The organism is Microbacterium aoyamense (assembly GCF_023155855.1).
Classification (GTDB): Bacteria; Actinomycetota; Actinomycetes; order Actinomycetales; family Microbacteriaceae; genus Microbacterium; species Microbacterium aoyamense.
This window is the reverse complement of record NZ_JAKNUT010000004.1, coordinates 103,162-121,861: the sequence shown is the minus strand read 5'-3', so window position 1 is coordinate 121,861 and position 18,700 is coordinate 103,162. Positions and strand designations below refer to the sequence as shown.

At 68.8% G+C, this 18,700-nt stretch carries 20 protein-coding genes; 4 read left to right on the top strand and 16 right to left on the bottom strand.

Features of this window, described 5'->3' with window-relative positions; translation table 11 throughout:
* Positions 1-2: 2 nt before the first annotated feature.
* The 4 genes from rnhB to MA876_RS11875 all read right to left on the bottom strand — a co-directional run bounded on the left by rnhB (position 3) and on the right by MA876_RS11875 (position 2,588).
* A complete protein-coding gene (rnhB, locus tag MA876_RS11890; protein WP_248149137.1) occupies positions 3-662 on the bottom strand; it encodes a ribonuclease HII in 660 nt (219 codons plus the stop codon).
* Positions 659-1,414: a signal peptidase I gene (lepB, locus tag MA876_RS11885; protein WP_248149135.1), complete on the bottom strand. Its 756-nt coding sequence runs from the start codon at positions 1,412-1,414 to the stop codon at positions 659-661. The genes rnhB and lepB overlap by 4 nt, the downstream gene beginning before the upstream one ends.
* Positions 1,415-1,577: 163 nt before the next feature.
* The gene (gene rplS, locus MA876_RS11880) at positions 1,578-1,922 is read right to left on the bottom strand and encodes a 50S ribosomal protein L19 (protein ID WP_248149133.1); all 345 of its coding nucleotides are present in this window, start codon (positions 1,920-1,922) and stop codon (positions 1,578-1,580) included.
* Positions 1,923-2,093: 171 nt separating this feature from the next.
* Positions 2,094-2,588 (bottom strand): MFS transporter permease, encoded by a 495-nt coding sequence (locus tag MA876_RS11875; protein ID WP_248149132.1) that lies wholly within the window; start codon positions 2,586-2,588, stop codon positions 2,094-2,096.
* 117 nt (positions 2,589-2,705) lie between these two features.
* On the opposite strand from MA876_RS11875, the gene map reads away from it, so the two are divergent.
* Positions 2,706-3,488: a type I methionyl aminopeptidase gene (gene map / locus MA876_RS11870; RefSeq protein ID WP_248149131.1), complete on the top strand. Its 783-nt coding sequence runs from the start codon at positions 2,706-2,708 to the stop codon at positions 3,486-3,488.
* Between the two features lie 175 nt (positions 3,489-3,663).
* On the opposite strand, the gene glgX is transcribed toward map, so the two are convergent.
* From glgX to rpsP, 5 genes are all read right to left on the bottom strand, one after another.
* Positions 3,664-5,874 carry a glycogen debranching protein GlgX gene (gene glgX / locus MA876_RS11865; protein ID WP_248149130.1) on the bottom strand — a complete coding sequence of 737 codons (2,211 nt, stop codon included), beginning with the start codon at positions 5,872-5,874 and terminating at the stop codon, positions 3,664-3,666.
* 86 nt (positions 5,875-5,960) lie between these two features.
* Positions 5,961-6,650 (bottom strand): tRNA (guanosine(37)-N1)-methyltransferase TrmD, encoded by a 690-nt coding sequence (gene trmD, locus MA876_RS11860; protein ID WP_248149125.1) that lies wholly within the window; start codon positions 6,648-6,650, stop codon positions 5,961-5,963.
* Between the two features lies 1 nt (position 6,651).
* Positions 6,652-7,236, bottom strand: coding sequence for a ribosome maturation factor RimM (rimM, locus tag MA876_RS11855; RefSeq protein WP_248149123.1), 585 nt, complete (start codon positions 7,234-7,236; stop codon positions 6,652-6,654).
* The gene (locus tag MA876_RS11850) at positions 7,236-7,466 is read right to left on the bottom strand and encodes an RNA-binding protein (protein ID WP_248149121.1); all 231 of its coding nucleotides are present in this window, start codon (positions 7,464-7,466) and stop codon (positions 7,236-7,238) included. Before MA876_RS11850 ends, rimM begins: the two co-directional genes overlap by 1 nt.
* A 4-nt stretch (positions 7,467-7,470) precedes the next feature.
* Positions 7,471-7,899 (bottom strand): 30S ribosomal protein S16, encoded by a 429-nt coding sequence (gene rpsP, locus MA876_RS11845; RefSeq protein ID WP_248149119.1) that lies wholly within the window; start codon positions 7,897-7,899, stop codon positions 7,471-7,473.
* 191 nt (positions 7,900-8,090) lie between these two features.
* On the opposite strand from rpsP, the gene MA876_RS11840 reads away from it, so the two are divergent.
* The gene (locus MA876_RS11840; RefSeq protein ID WP_248149118.1) at positions 8,091-9,254 is read left to right on the top strand and encodes a glutamate--cysteine ligase; all 1,164 of its coding nucleotides are present in this window, start codon (positions 8,091-8,093) and stop codon (positions 9,252-9,254) included.
* On the opposite strand, the gene MA876_RS11835 is transcribed toward MA876_RS11840, so the two are convergent.
* From MA876_RS11835 to MA876_RS11810, 6 genes are all read right to left on the bottom strand, one after another.
* Complete coding sequence (locus MA876_RS11835) at positions 9,240-10,913, bottom strand: glycosyltransferase (protein ID WP_248149117.1); 1,674 nt, start codon at positions 10,911-10,913, stop codon at positions 9,240-9,242. The two genes, MA876_RS11840 and MA876_RS11835, sit on opposite strands and share 15 nt — an antisense overlap.
* Positions 10,910-12,067, bottom strand: a complete 1,158-nt coding sequence (locus MA876_RS11830; protein WP_248149116.1) for a hypothetical protein — start codon at positions 12,065-12,067, stop codon at positions 10,910-10,912. The genes MA876_RS11835 and MA876_RS11830 overlap by 4 nt, the downstream gene beginning before the upstream one ends.
* Before the next feature lie 94 nt (positions 12,068-12,161).
* Positions 12,162-13,718 carry a signal recognition particle protein gene (gene ffh, locus MA876_RS11825; protein ID WP_248149115.1) on the bottom strand — a complete coding sequence of 519 codons (1,557 nt, stop codon included), beginning with the start codon at positions 13,716-13,718 and terminating at the stop codon, positions 12,162-12,164.
* A gap of 12 nt (positions 13,719-13,730) precedes the next feature.
* Positions 13,731-14,225, bottom strand: coding sequence for an RNA polymerase sigma factor (locus tag MA876_RS11820; RefSeq protein WP_248149114.1), 495 nt, complete (start codon positions 14,223-14,225; stop codon positions 13,731-13,733).
* Positions 14,222-14,902, bottom strand: a complete 681-nt coding sequence (locus tag MA876_RS11815) for a hypothetical protein (protein WP_248149113.1) — start codon at positions 14,900-14,902, stop codon at positions 14,222-14,224. The genes MA876_RS11820 and MA876_RS11815 overlap by 4 nt, the downstream gene beginning before the upstream one ends.
* A 399-nt stretch (positions 14,903-15,301) precedes the next feature.
* Positions 15,302-16,285 carry a TetR family transcriptional regulator gene (locus MA876_RS11810; protein WP_248149112.1) on the bottom strand — a complete coding sequence of 328 codons (984 nt, stop codon included), beginning with the start codon at positions 16,283-16,285 and terminating at the stop codon, positions 15,302-15,304.
* 75 nt (positions 16,286-16,360) lie between these two features.
* On the opposite strand from MA876_RS11810, the gene lipB reads away from it, so the two are divergent.
* Both lipB and lipA read left to right on the top strand, forming a co-directional pair.
* Positions 16,361-16,999 carry a lipoyl(octanoyl) transferase LipB gene (lipB, locus tag MA876_RS11805; protein WP_248149110.1) on the top strand — a complete coding sequence of 213 codons (639 nt, stop codon included), beginning with the start codon at positions 16,361-16,363 and terminating at the stop codon, positions 16,997-16,999.
* Positions 16,996-18,015: a lipoyl synthase gene (gene lipA, locus MA876_RS11800; RefSeq protein WP_248149108.1), complete on the top strand. Its 1,020-nt coding sequence runs from the start codon at positions 16,996-16,998 to the stop codon at positions 18,013-18,015. Before lipB ends, lipA begins: the two co-directional genes overlap by 4 nt.
* 162 nt (positions 18,016-18,177) lie before the next feature.
* Here lipA and MA876_RS11795 read toward each other — a convergent pair whose 3' ends face one another.
* Positions 18,178-18,678 carry a DUF2004 domain-containing protein gene (locus tag MA876_RS11795; protein ID WP_248149106.1) on the bottom strand — a complete coding sequence of 167 codons (501 nt, stop codon included), beginning with the start codon at positions 18,676-18,678 and terminating at the stop codon, positions 18,178-18,180.
* Positions 18,679-18,700 lie beyond the last annotated feature (22 nt).

Sequence of the window (18,700 nt, the reverse complement as noted above, 5' to 3'; positions counted from 1 at the left end):
GCTCAGAAGAGCGTCGGGGCGTCGGCGATGGACCACGAGGCCCGATGCTGTGCCGAAAGCCCGTGGGATCGGATCGCGTCGCGGTGGTCGGGGCTCGCGTAGCCCTTGTTCCGCGCCCACCCGTACACCGGCTCGTCGTCGTGGAGTTCGGTCATGAGCGCGTCGCGCGCGACTTTGGCGATGACGGATGCCGCGGCGGCGCTCGCACAGTCGCGGTCGGCCTTGATGACGGGCCGGACGAGGAGACCGGTCGCGCCCGCAGGCGTGATGTAGTCGTAGTTGCCGTCGAGGATCACGATCGCCTCCTCGGGCACGATGCCGTGCGCGCGCAGGTCGGCCAGGGCGCGGATCGTGGCGAGCCCCAGCGCCCGCATGATGCCGATCTCATCGATCTCGGCGGAGCTCGACCATCCGACCGCACTCGCGGATACCCAGGATGCAGCGCGGGCCGCGACATCCGGCCGCCGAAGCTCGGGCACGAGCTTGGAGTCGCGGAGCCCTTGCGGGACGCGCTTGCGCGCGCGGGGTGCGTCGATGACCGCAGCGCCCACGGCGACGGGACCCGCGAGGGCGCCCCGTCCCACCTCGTCGCACGCGATGACGATCGGATGCTCCTTGAGCAGCCGGCGTTCGAGCGTCAGACGAGGCTCGGCGACCGTCATGGAGCCGGCACCCCCGAGAAGACCTCGTGATGGAAATCGAGGAGCCCGAACCGGTCGAACGGCCATGTGATGATGAACGCCCGGCCGACGACGTTGTCGATCGGCACGAAGCCCTTTCCGGGCTGGTCCTGGTTGTAGCGCGAGTCCTTGGACCGGTTCCGATTGTCGCCGAGCACCCAGAGGCTCCCCTCGGGCACGGTCACGTCGAAGGAGTCCGCCGAGGCAGGGCTGCCGTCGGGAAGGTTGGTGTACGCGGTCTCGTCGATCGGCACGCCGTTCACGGTGATCTGGCCGAGGGCGTTGCAGCACACGACGTGGTCGCCGGGCAGCCCGATGATGCGCTTGACGAGATGGTCGTCGCTGTCGGGAGCTGTGAGCCCGACGAGGGAGAGCACCCAATCGACCGCTTCGAGGACGGGCGGACGGGCAGGCTGCTGGCTCGGCGGCAGCCAGCCGCCGGGGTCGCGGAAGACCACGATGTCGCCGCGCTCGTACGCGCCGAAACGCGGCGTGAGCTCGTCGACGAAGATGCGGTCGTCGATCATGAGGGTGTTCATCATCGATCCCGAAGGGATGTAGAACGACCGCACGACGAACGTCTTGACCAGGAACGAGACGAGCACCGCCACGAGGATGATGACGACGACGTCACGCAGGAACACGACCCAGCCCTTCCGCCGCGGAGCGTTGCGCTCTGCCTCGGATCGTCGTGTCGGGAGCGGCGCTTCGGGAGCGGTCTGCTCGGTCGTCATCTGGGTCCTTCGAGGTGCTCGCCGCGCGGGGGCGCAGTCGTGTTCCAAGGTTCGCACATCCGACGCGCCGCAGCGCGTCGCCGGGCGCGCATTCGCGGTTTGTTCTCGGCGGGAAGCACGAAGCCCCGGACCGCGGTGGTCCGGGGCTTCGCAGGAGACGCGATCAGTCGCGCTTCTCCTTGATCTTGGCCTTCTTGCCGCGGAGCTCGCGCAGGTAGTAGAGCTTGGCGCGACGCACATCACCGCGGGTCACGAGCTCGATGTGGTCGATGACCGGGCTGTGCACGGGGAAGGTGCGCTCGACGCCCACCTGGAAGCTGATCTTGCGGACCGTGAAGGTCTCGCGCACGCCGTCGCCCGAGCGGCCGATGACGACGCCCTGGAACACCTGGATACGCGAGCGGTTGCCTTCGGTGATGTTGACGTGCACCTTGACGGTGTCGCCGGGGGCGAAGGTCGGGATGTCGGAGCGCAGCGATGCCGCGTCGACGGAGTCGAGGATCTGCATGATCGTTTCTCTCTGCGGCCGCCACAGGTCGACCGCGGGAAGGAATGGAAAGGATGTCGTGTGCCCGAGGCCGCCGGCGAAGGCCGGGCGACGGTTCCCCTGAGGCAGAACCTGGTCAGGGCACAAACAGCCATTCTGCCATGGATGCCGCGACCGGCCAAAACGCGACGATCAGGCGTCGGTCGGCCTGCGGTTCTCGGTCACCACGATGATCTCGGGGCGTTCGGCGGCAGGCTCGGACGTCGGGGTCGGCGGGATGTAGCCGACGCCGTCGTTCGTGCGGAGAAGGATGCTGGTCGGGCGCGCTTCGCGCCACAGCTGAGCGAGTTCCCCCCAGAACAGCCCGAGCCCAACGAGCACCGCGACGATGAGCACGGGGGTCCACCAGGCGGGGTTGAAGAAGCCGAGCGCGATGACGAGCAGATGCCACACGGTGAAGCCCAGCACGTCCCACCACGACACCGCGCGCTGCGCCCGGACGGTGCCGCGCGCGCGCACGAGAAGGGTCAGGATCAGCTGCCAGACGAAGACACCAGGGACGGCGAACACCATCCACAGGAACGCCCAGCCGCCGGCGCCCGTGACCGCCCAGCCGATGAACAGCCACAGCGGCAGCACGAAGGCGGCCGGAAGGAGCCAACCGAAGAATCCGCGACGAAGCCACATGCCACAGATGCTACGCCGGTCCGCGGGACCGCGGGCCCGGTCCGCGTGCGACCCGGGGCATCCTCTCAGCCAGAGGCCCGTGCATCCGACAGAATGGACCTGAAGAGAGGACGGCCGATGATCGAGCTGCGCACCCCCGCCGAGATCGAGGCGATGAAGCCCGCGGGCAGATTCGTCGCCGAGACACTGGCGACACTGCGCGACGAGACGAAGGTCGGCACCAACCTGCTTGCGATCGACCGTCGCGCGCACGACCTCATCCGTCGCGCCGGCGCCGAGTCCTGCTACATCGACTACCACCCGTCGTTCGGCGCGCGTCCGTTCGGCAAGGTCATCTGCACCTCGGTGAACGACGCCGTGCTCCACGGGCTCCCCTTCGACTACGACCTGCGCGACGGCGACCTCGTCTCGCTCGATTTCGCCGTGTCCGTCGACGGCTGGGTCGCCGACTCCGCGGTCTCGTTCGTCGTCGGCACACCCCGCGACGAGGACCTCGCGTTGATCGACACGACGGAACGCGCGCTGGATGCCGCGATCGCCGCCGCCGTCGCGGGCAACCGCATCGGCGACATCTCTCACGCGATCGCGACGATCGCACACGCGGACGGCTACGAGATCAACACCGACTTCGGCGGCCACGGCGTCGGACGCATCATGCACGGCGATCCGCACGTGCCCAACGACGGCAAGCCCGGGCGGGGATATCCCCTGCGGGCGGGTCTCGTGCTCGCGCTCGAGCCCTGGTTCCTGCAGACGACGGACGAGCTGATCACCGATCCGGACGGCTGGACGCTGAGATCGGCCGACGGTTCGCGCGGCGCCCACTCCGAGCACACGATCGCGATCACCGAAGACGGCCCGATCGTGCTGACCGACCGCTCGCACCTGGGCGCGGCCTGATTCAGTCGGGTAGGAGGTCGGGTCGACGCTCTCGCGTGCACGCGGTCAGCAGCGGCGACACGCACACCCACGACACACCAGATCGCGACGGTGGTCGGTGATCGCGGCAGCGGCATCCAGATCGAAGTCCTTTCGGATCTGGAGCCGATAGGTCGAGATCGGATGCCGCGCCATGTCACAGCTCCGGTTTGGGAGACTTGCCCGGCAGATCGTCGGGGTGCAGCGGATTCGCCTGGGCCGTGAGCGACGCCGCGACGGAATGGTCGACTTCGGGCTCGGGAAGCGTGTGCTCGCACAGCACCATCAGCGACTTCTGCTCGAGAGTCACGACGTCGCCCGGCTTGATCGGGTCGGTGTTCGCCCGGACTCCCGCCGTGTCGATCAGGACGTCCCACTCGGGGCTGAACCGCGGCGAAGGCAGCGTGAAGTCCGTCGGTTCGTCGCCCGCATTGAAGAGGATGAAGAAGTGCTTGTCGTCGATCGGCTCACCTCGGCGATCCCGCTCTCGGATGCCGCCGCCGTTCAGGAAGACACTGATCGCGCGACCGAACCCGGAGTCCCAGTCCTCGGGCTGCATGACCGTGCCGTCCGGTCGCCCCCACACGATGTCGGGGATCGGCGCACCCTCCTCCATCTTGACGGGGCGCCCGTCGAAGAATCGGCTGCGCCGGAAGGTCGGATGCTCGCGTCGCAGCCGCGCGAGCGCCGCCGTGAACTCCACGAGGGGCTGATCGACCTTCGACCAGTCGATCCAGGTCGTCGGGTTGTCCTGCGCATAGCCGTTGTTGTTGCCGCCCTGCGTGCGGCCCAGCTCGTCGCCGTGCAGGAGCATCGGCACGCCCTGCGACAGAAGGAGTGTCGCGATGAAGTTGCGCTGCTGTCGTGCGCGGAGCGTGTTGATCTCCGGATCGTCCGTCGGCCCTTCGACGCCGAAGTTGTAGGAGCGGTTGTGCGACTCCCCGTCGTTGTTGTCTTCACCGTTCGCCTCGTTGTGCTTGTCGTTGTACGACACGAGGTCGCGCAGCGTGAAGCCGTCGTGGGCGGTGACGAAGTTGATGGATGCCACGGGCCTGCGCCCCGAGTGCTCGTACAGGTCGGACGACCCGGTGAGCCGCGACGCGAACTCACCCAGTGCCTGCTGCTCGCCGCGCCAGAAGTCGCGGACGGTATCGCGGTACTTGCCGTTCCACTCCGTCCACTGGGGCGGGAAGTTGCCCACCTGGTAGCCTCCCGGCCCGACATCCCACGGCTCGGCGATGAGCTTGACCTGCGAGACCACGGGGTCCTGCTGGACGAGCTCGAAGAACGTCGCGAGCCGGTCCACCTCGTAGAACTCGCGCGCGAGGGTCGAGGCGAGGTCGAACCGGAATCCGTCGACGTGCATCTCGAGGACCCAGTAGCGCAGCGAGTCCATGATGAGCTGGAGTGTGTGCGGGTGCCGCACGTTGAGGCTGTTGCCCGTGCCGGTGTAGTCGGTGTAATACCGCTTGTCGTCGTCTTCGAGATGGTAGTAGGCGGCGTTGTCGATGCCACGCATCGACAGCGTGGGACCGAGGTGATTGCCCTCGGCGGTGTGGTTGTAGACGACATCCAGGATCACCTCGATGCCCGCCGCGTGGAGCGCCCGCACCATGCCCTTGAACTCCTGCACCTGCTGCCCGCGCTCACCCGTCGACGAGTAGGTGTTCTGCGGCGCGAAGAAGGCGACTGTGTTGTAACCCCAGTAGTTCGAGAGCCCCTTCTCCTGCAGTGTCGAGTCGTCGACGAACTGGTGGACGGGCATCAGCTCGATCGCCGTCACGCCGAGCTTCACGAGGTGATCGATGACAGCCGGGTGGGCGACTCCGCTGTAGGTGCCGCGGAGTTCTTCGGGGACATCCGGATGCAGCTCGGTGAGTCCCTTCACGTGTGCCTCGTAGATGAACGACTCGGCGTACGGGGTCTTCGGCTGGCGGTCTCCCGTCCAGTCGAAGAACGGGCTGATGACGACGCCCTTCATCATCGCCGCTGCCGAGTCGTCGTCATTGCGTGAGTCGGGATCGCCGAAGTCGTAGCCGAAGACGGTCTGCCCCCACTCGACCTGTCCCTCGACGGCCTTCGCGTAGGGGTCGAGCAGGAGCTTGCTCGGATTGAAGCGCAACCCCTGGGCGGGGTCGTTCTCGCCGTACACCCGGAAGCCGTAACGCTGCCCTGGGCCGACGTTCGGGAGGTACGCGTGCCACACGAAGGCGTCCACATCGACGAGCTCGACGCGCGTCTCGTGCCCGCGTTCGCCGAAGAGACACAGCTCGACCTTGGTCGCGCCCTCGCTGAAGAGCGCGAAGTTCGTGCCGTTTCCATCGAACGTCGCACCCAGCGGATAGGTCGATCCCGGCCATGCTTCCACGGCTTCTCCCGTTCCGGGAGTACGTCGGCCCCCGACTTCAGGCTAGCCAGCCGGAACGCTCGCCGCCGACGCTGGACTCCGCGCGGTCAGTCGGGTAGGAGGTCGGGTCGACGCTCTCGCGTCCGCTCGAGCTGCTGACCACGGCGCCACTGCGCGACCTTGCCGTGGTCGCCGCTGCGCAGGATCTCGGGCACGTCGTAGCCGCGCCACGACGCGGGCTTCGTGTACGAGGGGTACTCCAGCAGTCCGTCCTCGTGCGATTCCTCGACGAGGCTCTCGGGGTTTCCGACGACCCCGGGAACGAGGCGGCCGATCGCTTCGATCATGGCCATCGCGGCGACTTCCCCGCCGTTGAGCACGTAGTCGCCGAGGCTCACGAGCCGTACGTCGCCGAGCGTCGCGGCGTAGGCGAAGACGCGCTCGTCGATGCCCTCGTAGCGGCCGCAGCCGAAGACGAGATGCGGCGCCGACGACAGTTCGCGTGCGGTCGCCTGGGTGAACCGCTCGCCCGCGGGCGAGGGGAAGACGAAGATCGGGCGGGATGCGGCATCCGTCGCCACTTCGTCGAGCACGTCGCCCCACGGCTCGGGCTTCATGACCATTCCGGCACCGCCGCCGTACGGCGTGTCGTCGACGGTGCGATGACGGTCGTGGGTGTGCGCGCGCAGGTCGTGGACGCGGATGTCCAGGATGCCCCTGCCGCGCGCCTTGCCCAGCAGCGACACCTCGAGCACGTCGAAGAACTCGGGGAAGATCGAGACGACGTCGATGCGCACGTCAGTCCTCGGCGGACTCTTCTGCGATGTCGTCGGCCCCGGGCAGCTCTTCGAAGAGTCCCGGCGGCGGCGTGACGATGACGCGACCGGCAGCGATGTCGACCTCGGGAACGATGGCCTTGACGAACGGCACGAGCACTTCATCGCCCGCGGTCTTGACGATCAGGAGGTCCTGCGAGGGGAGGTGGTCGACGCGGATGACGCGGCCCACGCTCGCACCGTCGCGCACGACATCGAGACCCACCAGCTGGTGGTCGTACCAGGCGTCCTCTTCGGCGGGGGCATCGGCGGAATCCTGGTCGATCCACAGGATCGCGCGGATCAGCTCCTCCGCCGTGTTGCGGTCGTCGACGCCTTCGAAGAACGCGACGGGGTGGCTGTTCATCCAGCGGAACTCGCGCACCGTGAGGGGCTTGCCGTGCCACGGCGAGGACTCGGGAACCTGCAGCGTGAAGGTCGTGCCCGGCGCGAATCGACCCTCGGGGTCGTCGGTGTAGAGCTCGAGCTTGAACGCGCCCTTGAGTCCGTGCGCCTTGACGAGGCGGCCGACACGCAGCTGCGTACGGTCGGGGGATGCAGCGGCCATCAGTCGTCGGCGACGTCGACGCGCACGCGGCGGCCGTCGGCGAGAGCGGAGATGAGCGTGCGCAGCGCCTTGGCCGTGCGGCCGCCGCGCCCGATCACGCGTCCACGGTCGTCCGGGTGCACACGCACCTCGAGGACGTCACCGCGAGGCGACGTGGACGAATGGATGCGGACGTCGTCCGGGTGATCGACGATCCCCTTGACGACGTGCTCGAGCGCGGCGGCGAGCAAGGTCTTACTCTGCCGCGTCGGCGTCGGCTGCAGCGGCCTCCGCCTCGACGGGAGCCTCGGCGACGGGCTCTTCGGCCTTCTTCTCGACCTTGGGCTTGACGACCGACTTCTTGGTCGTGTCAGCCTCGAACGCGGCCTTGGACTCGGCCGTCTGGACGGTCGAGACGGCGTTCGCGTCGCCCTGGAACCTGCCCCAGTCGCCGGTCAGCTTGAGGATCGCGAGCACCTGCTCGGTCGGCTGCGCGCCGACACCGAGCCAGTACTGCGCGCGGTCGGAGTCGACCTCGATGAACGAGGGCTGCTCGGTGGGGTGGTACTTGCCGATCTCTTCGATGACACGACCATCGCGCTTGGTGCGCGAGTCGGCCACGACGATGCGGTAGTAGGGCGCACGGATCTTGCCGAGGCGCTTGAGACGGATCTTGACAGCCACGATTCTCCTGAATGTGTGGGAGTGGACGAACTGATCGCCTGGAGAGTGGGGTGCACACCCGGCGGAAGCTCTGAAGGGGGACGCTCGTACTGGATAGAGGGTCGAGTACGTCGTCCGACCCTCTATTCTGCCAGATGACACGGCACGTCGCGAACCATGGCGACACGTGGTGCGCATGTCAGACTGTGCCCATGACGGAGGCCTTCGCGACATCCGCCCGATCATCGGTCGGAATCGAATGGGAGCTCATGCTCGCAGACGGCGAGACCGGCGATCTCGTGCCGCGCGCCCCCGAGATCATCGAGGCGCTGGATGCCGCGACGGAGCATGAGCGCTACACCGTGACCGGTGAGCTGCTCACGAACACCGTCGAGGTGACCAGTGGGATCGGCGACACCGTCGCTGCCGCCGTCGACGACATCGCCGACGCGATCGCCGCCGTGCGGACGGTGTCGAATCCTCTCGACGTCGAGCTGCTCTGCGCGGGGAGTCATCCCTTCGCGCAGTGGTACGACCAGCAGGTGACCGACAAGACCCGCTACCACAAGCTCATCGAGCGCACGCAGTGGTGGGGACGCAACATGATGATCTGGGGCATCCACGTCCACGTCGGCGTCGAGGACGTCAACAAGGTCTTCCCCATCATCAACGCCCTGACGGTGTACCTCCCCCACCTGCAGGCGCTGTCGGCCTCCAGCCCGTTCTGGGCGGGCGAGCGCACCGGCTACGCGTCCAACCGCGCCCTCGTCTTCCAGCAGCTGCCCACGGCGGGGCTTCCCTGGCCGCTCGGCGACTGGGCGGAGTTCGAGACCTACCTCGACGGGATGGTGCGCACAGGCGTCATCGCCGACGCGAGCGAAGTGCGGTGGGACATCCGCCCCGCCCCCAAGTGGGGCACGATCGAGGTCCGCGCGTGCGACGGGATGTCGACCCTTCCCGAACTCGCGGCCGTGGCATCCCTCGTCCAGGTGCTCGTCGAGCACTTCTCGCGCGAACTCGACGAGGGGCGTGAGCTCGTGACGCTCCCGCCGTGGTTCGTGCGCGAGAACAAATGGCGCTCCGCCCGGTACGGGCTCGACGCCCGCGTCATCGTGGATGCCGACGGCACGCAGCGGCAGGTCGTGGAGCACCTGCGCGAGACGACGGACCTGCTCGCCGACATCGCCGTCGACCTCAAGTGCGCGCGCGAGTTCGCCGGCCTGGAGCGGATCCTCACCGAAGGCGCGAGCTCCACGCGCCAGACCCTCGTCGCCGACGCCGCGGACGGCGACCTGCGCGAAGTCGTGCATCACCTCATCCGCGAGTTCCGCGCAGGTCCTACGCTGCGCGAGCACCTCGCGTCACTGGGGCACTGACTGCGCAGGCTCCTCCTCGAGGACGAAGTTCGACAGTCCGTGCTCGGTCTTCTGCCAGTAGTGCGGCTTCGTGATGAGCTGCCACAGCGCCTTGTACGACGCAGCGGAGTGCAGCAGCCAGTAGATCGGGTTGAGGATCGCCCACCCGACGAGCCAGAACGCCCCGCGCTTGTAGGGCCCCATCATGTTGAGGTATACCATCAGCGCGTTGCCGATCAGGAAGTTCAGCAGACAGAGCCACAGCACGACGGGCGGGAACGCCGCCGACGCATCGATCCACGGGAACACGAACGAGAAGATCGTCAGGGCGGTGAACGGGATGACGCCGAGGAAGGTCAGCGGCGTGCCGGCGATCAGCAGCGCGAACGCCGCGAACCGCCGCACCCCGATCTCGCGGATGAGGGCGAACGGGCGCCGAGCGTGCACAAGCGCCGTCTGCATGTAGCCCTTGATCCAGCGGCTGCGCTGCCCGATGAAGATCCCCATGTGCGAGGTCGCCTCTTCCATCGTGGTCGAGTCGACGACGCCGACGCGGTACCCGAGGGCACTGGCCCGGATGCCGAGGTCGGCGTCCTCCGTGACGTTGTACGGGTCCCACCCGCCGAGTTCGCGCAGCGCGCCCGTGCGGAAGTGGTTCGACGTGCCCCCGAGCGGAATCGGCAGGTCGCGGACGTCGAGCCCCGTCAGCATGTAGTCGAACCAGTAGCTGTACTCGAGCGAGAACATGCGGGTGAGGATGTTCTCCCGCGCGTTGAAGTAGTTGAGCGCCGCCTGCATCACGACGACCGACGGATCGGCGCGCGAGAAGGCGATCAGCGTCTTCTTGAGCTGATCCGGCTCGGGGGCGTCCTCGGCGTCGTAGATCACGAGGTAGTCGCCGCGGGCGACCTCGAGCCCGACGTTGCACGCGCGCGGTTTGGTCTGCGGCGCGCCCTTGGGGATCGTCACGACCGTGAAATTCGCGGGCGGATCGCTCACCGCGATGGCATCGCGCGTCTCGTCATCCTCCTCCTCGACGAGGATGAGGATCTCGAGCTTGTCGGCGGGATAGTCGAGGCGTCCGAGGTTCTCGACGAGCCGACCGACGATGCGGGCTTCGCGGAACACCGGCACGAGCACCGTGTAGATCGGCAGCTCCTCGTCCTTCAGCTGCGCGATGTCGTCCTTGCTCACGTGGGCGACGAGGTCGTAGCGCGAGCCGCGCAGCGCGACGACGAACTTGAACAGCGTGCTGGCGAGGAAGACGGCGCTCGCGATCGCGATGAGGGTGATGAGCGTCGGCAGCGGCCACACGACGGCGCACGCGAGGACGACGACGAGCAGGATGACGCCCACGACCTTCTGAGAGCGCGACAGGACGGCCCGCGCCGACAGCACGGGATCGATGCGGTAGAGGCCGTCCGCGGCCTGGTCGGCGAACTCGGCGCTGAACCGGTCGGTGAGCACGCCGACGATCACCGACTGCGACACTTCGGTCTCGCGGATCGGCGCGCCCACGGCCGCCTCGATCCGCGCGCGGCGGCGAGGAGACACGGGCGTGGACACTGCGACATCCACCACCCCTCCCTCGCGCCGGACCGGGAGCCATCCCTCCGTCGCGTACGTCGTGCGCAGTTCCGGGTCGAGCAGGCTCGAATCGACCTGCAGCGGGGCGGTCACGATGCGCCTCCTGTCAGCACGCCCATCCAGGCGCGCACCGTCGCGTTGTCGAAGGCCTGGGCCCACCCGATCCCCCACAGGACGACGGACGTGGCGATGGTCAGGATGCGGTCGCGCGTCGTGAGGGCGAGCGGCACCACCGCGACGGCGAGCAGCAGCATCATCGTGTAGTTGATGCCGGCGACGCCCGTCGGAGTGAGGCCGACGATGAACGCGATCAGCGTCACACCCGTGAGCAGCACCGCCGTGAGCCCGACGCCCGGGAACCGCAGGAAGAGCGCCGTGATGATGACGACGATCGTCGGTGCGAGGTAGAGCAGGCCCGAGGGACTGAAGAGGTAGGCGACCACAGTCGCTGCGCGCTCGGCGTTCCACGCGAGGTCACCGCGGATCATCGCGAGGGGCCCGACGCGGAAGATGACCCCGAGGAGCATGAGCGACCCGAGGAACGCGATCGTCGGGAAGATGACGACGATCGCGTTCGCCGCGCGCGACCCGTCGCGCGAGCGGATGATGAAGGTGGATGCCGCGGCCGCGACGAGCGCGGCGAACAGACCCGTGGAGTCCGAGAACGCCGAGGCGGCGAAGAGCAGTCCGGCGCGGAACCCCGCCTGCGTGTTCGCGAACGTCACGAAGCGCACGAGGTCGATCATGCCGAGGCCGAAGAACGTCAGGCCCAGGGTCGCTTCGAAGCTGGTCGTGACGATGTAGGCCCACAGCGGTGTCAGCGCCAGGGTCAGGACGAAGACCAGGCGCACGGGGACGACGAAGCCCTTGCGGATGAGCGACTGCAGGACGAGCTGCACCATGGTGCCGCCGACGAGGCATCCCACGATGGCGAGCCCGAGGGCGCCGCCGGGGACGACCAGCGCGATGAGGCTCGTGATCGGCGGGTAGAGCTGGCCGAGCGTCTCGACCTCGCTCGACCCCCACGGGAGCGACGACACGCGCTCGGCGAGCACGCCGTTCGCTGTGCCCGACCAATCGCCGCCTGAGGAGGCGTTGAACCAGATCGCGATCGCGATGAACGGGAGCGCCCAGATAAGACGGAGGCCCCATCGCAACCACCGATTGCTCGGGAACTTCTCGAGCCGACCCGTCGCACTCTCGATGAAGAGAGGCGTATCCCTTACGAAGACGCTGCTAGCGCTCACCCATCCTCAGCCGTTTCCCCCCATTAGCCGCTCGCGCGGCCCCCAGCCGAACGCAGTTCGCTCAGGCTATCGGGGGAATCGGCGCAGCCGCCAATCAGCCGCGCCCGAGGAGCTTCTGCAGCTCCGCGAGATCGGCCTCGCTCGGCGCGCCCTTCGCGCCGCCCAGTCCGAAGCCCGATCCGGTCGGGGTGGCCGGCGCCTGCGCCGCGATTCCCGCGTTCTCGGCGGCGCGCTTCGCGGGGTTGCCCGACCGCGATCCCTTCGCCTTCTGCTGCTTGCCGCGCTTGGCCGAGGCGCCCGGACGCGAACCCGGGATCGGACCCATGCCGGGGATGTTGGGCGTGCCGCCGCGCGCGACGGTCTTCATCATCTTCGCGGCCTGGTCGAAGCGCTGCACGAGCTGGTTGACGTCGGTCACCGTCATCCCCGAGCCGCGGGCGATGCGCAGGCGGCGCGAGCCGTTGAGGAGCTTCGTGTTGCGACGCTCGGCGGGGGTCATCGAGCGGATGATCGCCTCGGTGCGGTCGATCTCGCGCTCGTCGAAGTCGTCGAGCTGCTGCTTCATCTGGCCCATGCCCGGCAGCATCCCGAGCATCTTCTTCATCGAGCCCATCTTGCGCATCTGCTGCATCTGAGAGAGGAAGTCCTCGAGCGTGAACTGCTCGGTCGCGAGCTTCTCGGCCATCTTCATGGCCTCTTCCTCGTCGAAGGCCTGCTGGGCCTGCTCGATGAGGGTCAGGATGTCGCCGAGGTCGAGGATGCGGCTCGCCATGCGGTCGGGGTGGAAGGGCTCGAGGTCGTCGAGACCCTCGCCCGTCGAGGCGAAGATGATGGGGCGACCGGTGATGGATGCGACGCTGAGCGCCGCGCCGCCTCGGGCGTCGCCGTCGAGCTTCGACAGCACGACGCCGGTGAAGTCGACGCCCTCCTGGAAGGCCTTCGCCGTGTTGACGGCGTCCTGGCCGATCATGGCGTCGATCACGAACAGGACCTCGTCGGGATCGACCGCCTTGCGGATGTCGGCGGCCTGCTTCATGAGCTCGGCGTCGACGCCGAGGCGGCCGGCCGTGTCGATGATGACGATGTCGTGCTGCTGGCGACGCGCCGTCTCGACGCCGTCCTTCGCGACCTTGACGGGGTCGCCGACACCGTTGCCCGGCTCGGGCGCGTAGATCGCGGCACCCGCCTGGGAAGCCACGACCTGGAGCTGGTTGACGGCGTTGGGGCGCTGCAGGTCGGCCGCGACGAGGAGGGGCGTGTGGCCGTCCTTCTCGAGCTGCTTGGCGAGCTTGCCCGCGAACGTCGTCTTGCCCGAGCCCTGCAGGCCCGCGAGCATGATGACGGTCGGCGGGTTCTTGGCGAACTGCAGACGGCGCTGCTGCCCGCCGAGGATCGCGATGAGCTCCTCGTTGACGATCTGCACGACCTGCTGCGCGGGGTTGAGCGCGCGGTTCACCTCGTCGCCGAGAGCGCGCTCGCGCACCTTCGCGGTGAAGTCCTTCACGACCGGCAGCGCGACGTCGGCGTCCAGCAGCGCGCGCCGGATCTCGCGGACGGTGCCGTCGACGTCGGCGGGTGTGAGCTGCCCCTTCTTCCGCAGATTGCGGAAGGTCTCGGTCAGCCGGTCGGAGAGTGTGCCGAAAGTCGCCATGATGCGGCAAGTTTACGCGGTCGCGGCGACTCCCAGCGTTGCCCGCAGCTGCTCCTTCACCCGCGCGTAGCGCGTGCGCGCCGTCGAGTCCGGGATGCCCAGCAGCTCGGCCGCCTGAACGAGGGTCATCCGCTCCCAGTGCACGAGTCGCACGAGCTCGGCGTCATCGGGATCGAGCCGGACGATGGCGTCGCGGACCTCGAGACCCGCGTCAGCGGCGGGCGCGGCATCCATCGTCCGTCCATGACGGACGCGATCGGCGAGCGCCCAACGACGGCGCTCACCGCGCGCGTTGTTCTGCAGCGTGCCGCGGGCGATCCCGAAGAGCCACATCCGCGCGCGCTCGGGATCGTCGGGCAGGTCGGCGACGCGCCGCCACGCGACGACCATCGTCTCGCCGAGGAGGTCAGGTGCGTCATCGGGTCCGACGCGCCGCTGCAGATAGGCGAGGAGATCGCCGGATGCCGCGGCCAGCGCCGCCGTGAGCCTCCGGTCGTCGCGGCTCACCGGCCGCCGCCCGGAGCGTACGGCTGCCCGTCCAGATCGAGGCACTGGATGCCGCTCACGCGCTCGCTGCCCGCGAAGCGCTCGTCGGGCACCGGGAACCCCGCATCGCGCAGCGCCTCGGTCTCGAGGTCGCTCACGACGAGGTCCCACGCCGTCCACTCCGCCGCCCACGCGTTGTGCGCGATCGCCTCGTCGCGCTCGGCCGGGGTGAGCTCGGCCAGCTGCGCTTCGAGCTCGGAGTCCTGTGCGGAGGTCATCGCGGCGTAGTCCGCCCTCTTCTGCGGAAGCCGAGCCTCGGCGAGGGCGACGACATCCGTCGACGCGTACCACTCCTCGAGCGCACGGTTCACGTCGGCGAGGAACGCGGGATCTCCTCCACCCGAGTACTCCGACAGGCGCAGTTCGCATTCGAAGCCGTTCGGCATCGTGAACGACACGGCGCCGACGGGATCCTGTGCCCACGGCCACCACGAGAATCGGTCCGCAGCGACCGCGACGCCCGCACCGCCGATGAGCACCGCCGTCAGCACGCCCGCGCCGATCGCGATCCTCCGCTTGCGTGGACGGGGGGCCTCGGCGCGCGCGTCGGCGATCATCGCCGTGATGTCGGCGTCGCGCGGCGCGCGTGTCGTGGGCGAAGAGCGGTCGAGCAGGTCGTCGAGCTGATCGGGGGTCATGGTGCCTCCATCGTCGGGGTGGTCTCACTCCGTACGTGTCCGGCATCCGGCGTTTCGTCCGCGCGCGTGTCCGCACCGTCGGAGAATGTGCTCCCGGTCGGATCGATCGCGCCGAAATTCTCCGACGAACGCGACATTCTCCGACCGCGGCGCTCGTGACTGACCGCCGAGAGGGCACGGGCGACCGGGCCGTCGCGCGAGCGCAGCGGAGCGAAGCGCGACGCGCGGCCCACAGCGTCGGAGAATCCGCCCTCGGTCGGAGAATCCGCTCTTGGTCGGACCGAATCCGCTCGATTCCTCCGACGAACGCGACATTCTCCGACCGCGGCGCACCGGGATGCGCACGATGAACCGCCTGCCTCGCGAGCGCAGCGAGACGAAGCGACCGAGCCGCGTCCGTCAGGACTCCGGGCCGAGCTCCTGGAAGAGCGTGAGCTGCAGATCGGCGGGTCCGCGCAGGCGCGCGTTGAGCGAGCGCCACGGCGTTTCCCGGGCGGATGCCTCGACCGCCGCTCCCCCGGCCGCCAGGCGCTCGACGGCACCGGCGGTGTCGGCGACTTCGAGCCCGACCCGCAGGCGCTCGCTCGGTGCATCCCCGTCCGTCTCGACCCCGTCGATGAAGGCGACCTGCGCGAGGTTGGCGAGCTCGAGCGTGGCTCTGCCCGCATCCAGGATCACGACGCGCGCTCCCCCGTCGGCTTCGTAGGCCTCGGCTTGCGGCATCCCCACGACGTCACGGTAGAACGCGAGCGCCTCTTCGAACTCGGGAGCCTGCACGACCAGTCGCAGCTGCCTGACCGCGCCGGCGGGATCGCCCGCGGCGAGCGACGCCGCCCGCTCGATGAAGCGCGCGAGCGACGTCCGGCCCGCGCCGTCGCGCGCCCACGCCTCGATCGCCGCGAGGACGGCTCCGCCCCACGCCGCGCCCGTGATGTCGGCGGCGAGCCGATCGCGGCCGCCCCGCACGAGGCGGTCGGCGACGGCCGAGGCGATCCGTGCGCGCCGCACGGCGGCCTCGCGCTCGAGCTCGATCTCGAGTCCCATCGCCGCCGTGTTGACGATCGCGAGGGCGAGCGGGTCGGGAGTGAAGCCGGATGCCACGGCGACGACCGCGGCGCGGACGGATGCCGCGGCATCCATCGTCTCGTCCGCACGCAACCGGCTCTCGAGCGCACCGATCCGTGCGTCGAGGCCCGACCAGAGGATGTCCGACTTCGAGCCGAAGTAGTTGAAGAAGCTCGAGCGGCTGACTCCGGCCCGCTGGGCGATGTCGACGACCGAGGTCGCCTCGAACCCCTGCTCGAGGAAGAGTTCGCACGCCGCTTCGGCGAGGGTCTCTCGGGACGACGAACGGGGTCTGCCAGCGCGGGGCTCGGTGCTCACCCCTCCACGCTATTGCGCGACCGGCGGTCGTGCCATCGTCTATTGTTAGACGCGATCCAATAACGAAGGAGTGGCATGCTCGACATCCGGTACGCCGGCCTCGCCCCGGCGTTCGTGCCCTACCTCGACGGGTGGGCGCTGCAGCGCAGCATCCATTCCGACGTCGTCGCCGGCGCCCGACCCGACACCCTCCTGCTCCTCGAGCACGAAGCCGTTTACACGGCGGGCAAGCGCACCGAGCCGCACGAGCGGCCGACCGACGGAACACCGGTCGTCGATGTCGACCGCGGCGGAAAGATCACGTGGCACGGCCCCGGTCAGCTCGTCGGCTACCCCATCGTGCGTCTGCCCGAGCCGGTCGACGTCGTCGCGCATGTGCGCCGCATCGAACGCCTGCTGATCGCAGCGCTGCGCGAGCACGGCGTCGACGGCTACCAGGTCGAGGGGCGGAGCGGCGTGTGGGTGCGCCGGCCCCTGTCCGAGGACAAGGTCGCCGCGATCGGCGTGCGCGTCGAGAAGGGCGTGACGATGCACGGCTTCGCCGTCAACTGCGACAACACGCTCGCAGGCTTCCGCGGCATCATCCCGTGCGGCATCACCGACGCGGGAGTGACGACGGTGAGCGAGATCGTGGGGCGGGATGTCTCACCCGCCGACATCGTCGACTCGATCGCCCGGGTGTTCGAGGCCGAGTACGCGGGGGTCGCCGCGTGAGCGCGTGCGGGACGCCGTCGTCCGCGCCGTCCACCGCGCCCGACGGCCGCAAGCTTCTGCGGCTCGAGGTGCGCAACGCCCAGACGCCCATCGAGCGCAAGCCCGAATGGATCAAGACGAAGGCCAAGATGGGGCCGGAGTACCAGGCGCTGCATTCGCTCGTGAAGACCGAGGAGCTCCACACCGTCTGCCAGGAGGCGGGATGCCCCAACATCTACGAGTGCTGGGAGGACCGCGAGGCGACGTTCCTCATCGGCGGCTCCCAGTGCACCCGCCGCTGCGACTTCTGCCAGATCGACACCGGCAAGCCCGCCGACTACGACACCGACGAGCCGCGGCGCGTCGCCGAGAGCGTCGTGCGCATGAACCTGCGCTACGCCACGGTGACGGGCGTCGCGCGCGACGACCTGCCCGATGGCGGCGCGTGGCTGCACGCCGAGACGGTGCGGCAGATCCACGCGATGAACCCGAACACGGGGGTCGAGATCCTGGCAACCGACTTCAACGGCGATCCGGCGCTTCTCGGCGAGGTCTTCGACAGCCGCCCCGAGGTGTTCGCGCACAACGTCGAGACCGTCCCGCGCATCTTCAAGCGCATCCGGCCCGCGTTCCGCTACGAGCGCTCGCTCGACGTGCTGACCCAGGCGCGCGCTGCGGGCCTCATCACGAAGTCCAATCTGATCCTCGGCATGGGCGAAGAGCCCGAAGAGGTCGTCCAGGCGCTGCAGGATCTCCATGACGCCGGCACCGACATCATCACGATCACGCAGTACCTGCGGCCGTCGCCGCGCCACCTGCCGGTCGCGCGCTGGGTGAAGCCGCAGGAGTTCGTCGAGTTCAAGGACGAGGCCGAGCGCATCGGCTTCCTCGGTGTGCTCGCGGGGCCGCTCGTGCGTTCGTCGTATCGCGCCGGACGCCTGTGGGCGCAGTCGATGGTCTCGAAGGGGCGCGAGATCCCGGACCACCTCTCGCACTTCGTCGAGACGGCGGAGACAGGCTTCGCGCAGGCGGTGTAGCGGCCCGCGCGACATGCCTACGCCGCCGGCCTCGCGCCCACCGCGTGTCCCACTTCACCTCGCTATCGCACCCGGAAGCGTGTGCAAGTGGGACACGTTACGCACATAGTGGGACACGGATGCCGTCGTGCACGCCCGCGCGGCGCTGAGGCTGGCGGACGCTCAATCCGCCGACGTGACCGACTGCACGTCGCCGTCCGAGCCGATGTTCACGAGCAGGACGTCGTCGGCCGAGTCCGGCTCCAGCGCGTACTCGAGCACCGCGAACGGGTCCTGCCCACCGAGTTCGTCGGCGAGGATCGTCATGCTCATGAGGGCGAGCGAGCGGATGACGTCGATCTGCACGTCGCCCGAGATGTCGACGAGCACGTCCTCCAGCTCTTCGCCGAGCTCCTCCTGCTGCTGCAGGATGTACTCCGTCACTTCGCTCGTGCGATCGCTGAGCTCGTTCACCATCGCGTTGCGCGCGTTGCGATCGATCTGCTCGAGCCCCGAGATGAGCCCGGCCGCGACATCGAGCGCCGCCTCCGACACGTCGTCCTGATCGGGTGCCGTGAGATCGACCGTGACGGCCTGATCCCCCAACTCCACGGTCTCGGACCAGAAGATCGAGCCGTCGGGGCCCGACTCGAGGAGTCCGAAGTAGTCGTGCTCGATCGCCATGTCCCCATGAAACCAGGGTGAG

Coding starts and splice junctions, on each gene's coding strand:
- MA876_RS11840 (WP_248149118.1), top strand. CDS start 8,091: ATGACGGAGGCCTTCGCGACATCCGCCCGATCATCGGTCGGAATCGAA.
- MA876_RS11795 (WP_248149106.1), bottom strand. CDS start 18,678: ATGGCGATCGAGCACGACTACTTCGGACTCCTCGAGTCGGGCCCCGAC.
- MA876_RS11815 (WP_248149113.1), bottom strand. CDS start 14,902: ATGACCCCCGATCAGCTCGACGACCTGCTCGACCGCTCTTCGCCCACG.
- ffh (WP_248149115.1), bottom strand. CDS start 13,718: ATGGCGACTTTCGGCACACTCTCCGACCGGCTGACCGAGACCTTCCGC.
- MA876_RS11875 (WP_248149132.1), bottom strand. CDS start 2,588: ATGTGGCTTCGTCGCGGATTCTTCGGTTGGCTCCTTCCGGCCGCCTTC.
- lipB (WP_248149110.1), top strand. CDS start 16,361: ATGCTCGACATCCGGTACGCCGGCCTCGCCCCGGCGTTCGTGCCCTAC.
- map (WP_248149131.1), top strand. CDS start 2,706: ATGATCGAGCTGCGCACCCCCGCCGAGATCGAGGCGATGAAGCCCGCG.
- rplS (WP_248149133.1), bottom strand. CDS start 1,922: ATGCAGATCCTCGACTCCGTCGACGCGGCATCGCTGCGCTCCGACATC.
- lepB (WP_248149135.1), bottom strand. CDS start 1,414: ATGACGACCGAGCAGACCGCTCCCGAAGCGCCGCTCCCGACACGACGA.
- rnhB (WP_248149137.1), bottom strand. CDS start 662: ATGACGGTCGCCGAGCCTCGTCTGACGCTCGAACGCCGGCTGCTCAAG.
- rimM (WP_248149123.1), bottom strand. CDS start 7,236: ATGGCCGCTGCATCCCCCGACCGTACGCAGCTGCGTGTCGGCCGCCTC.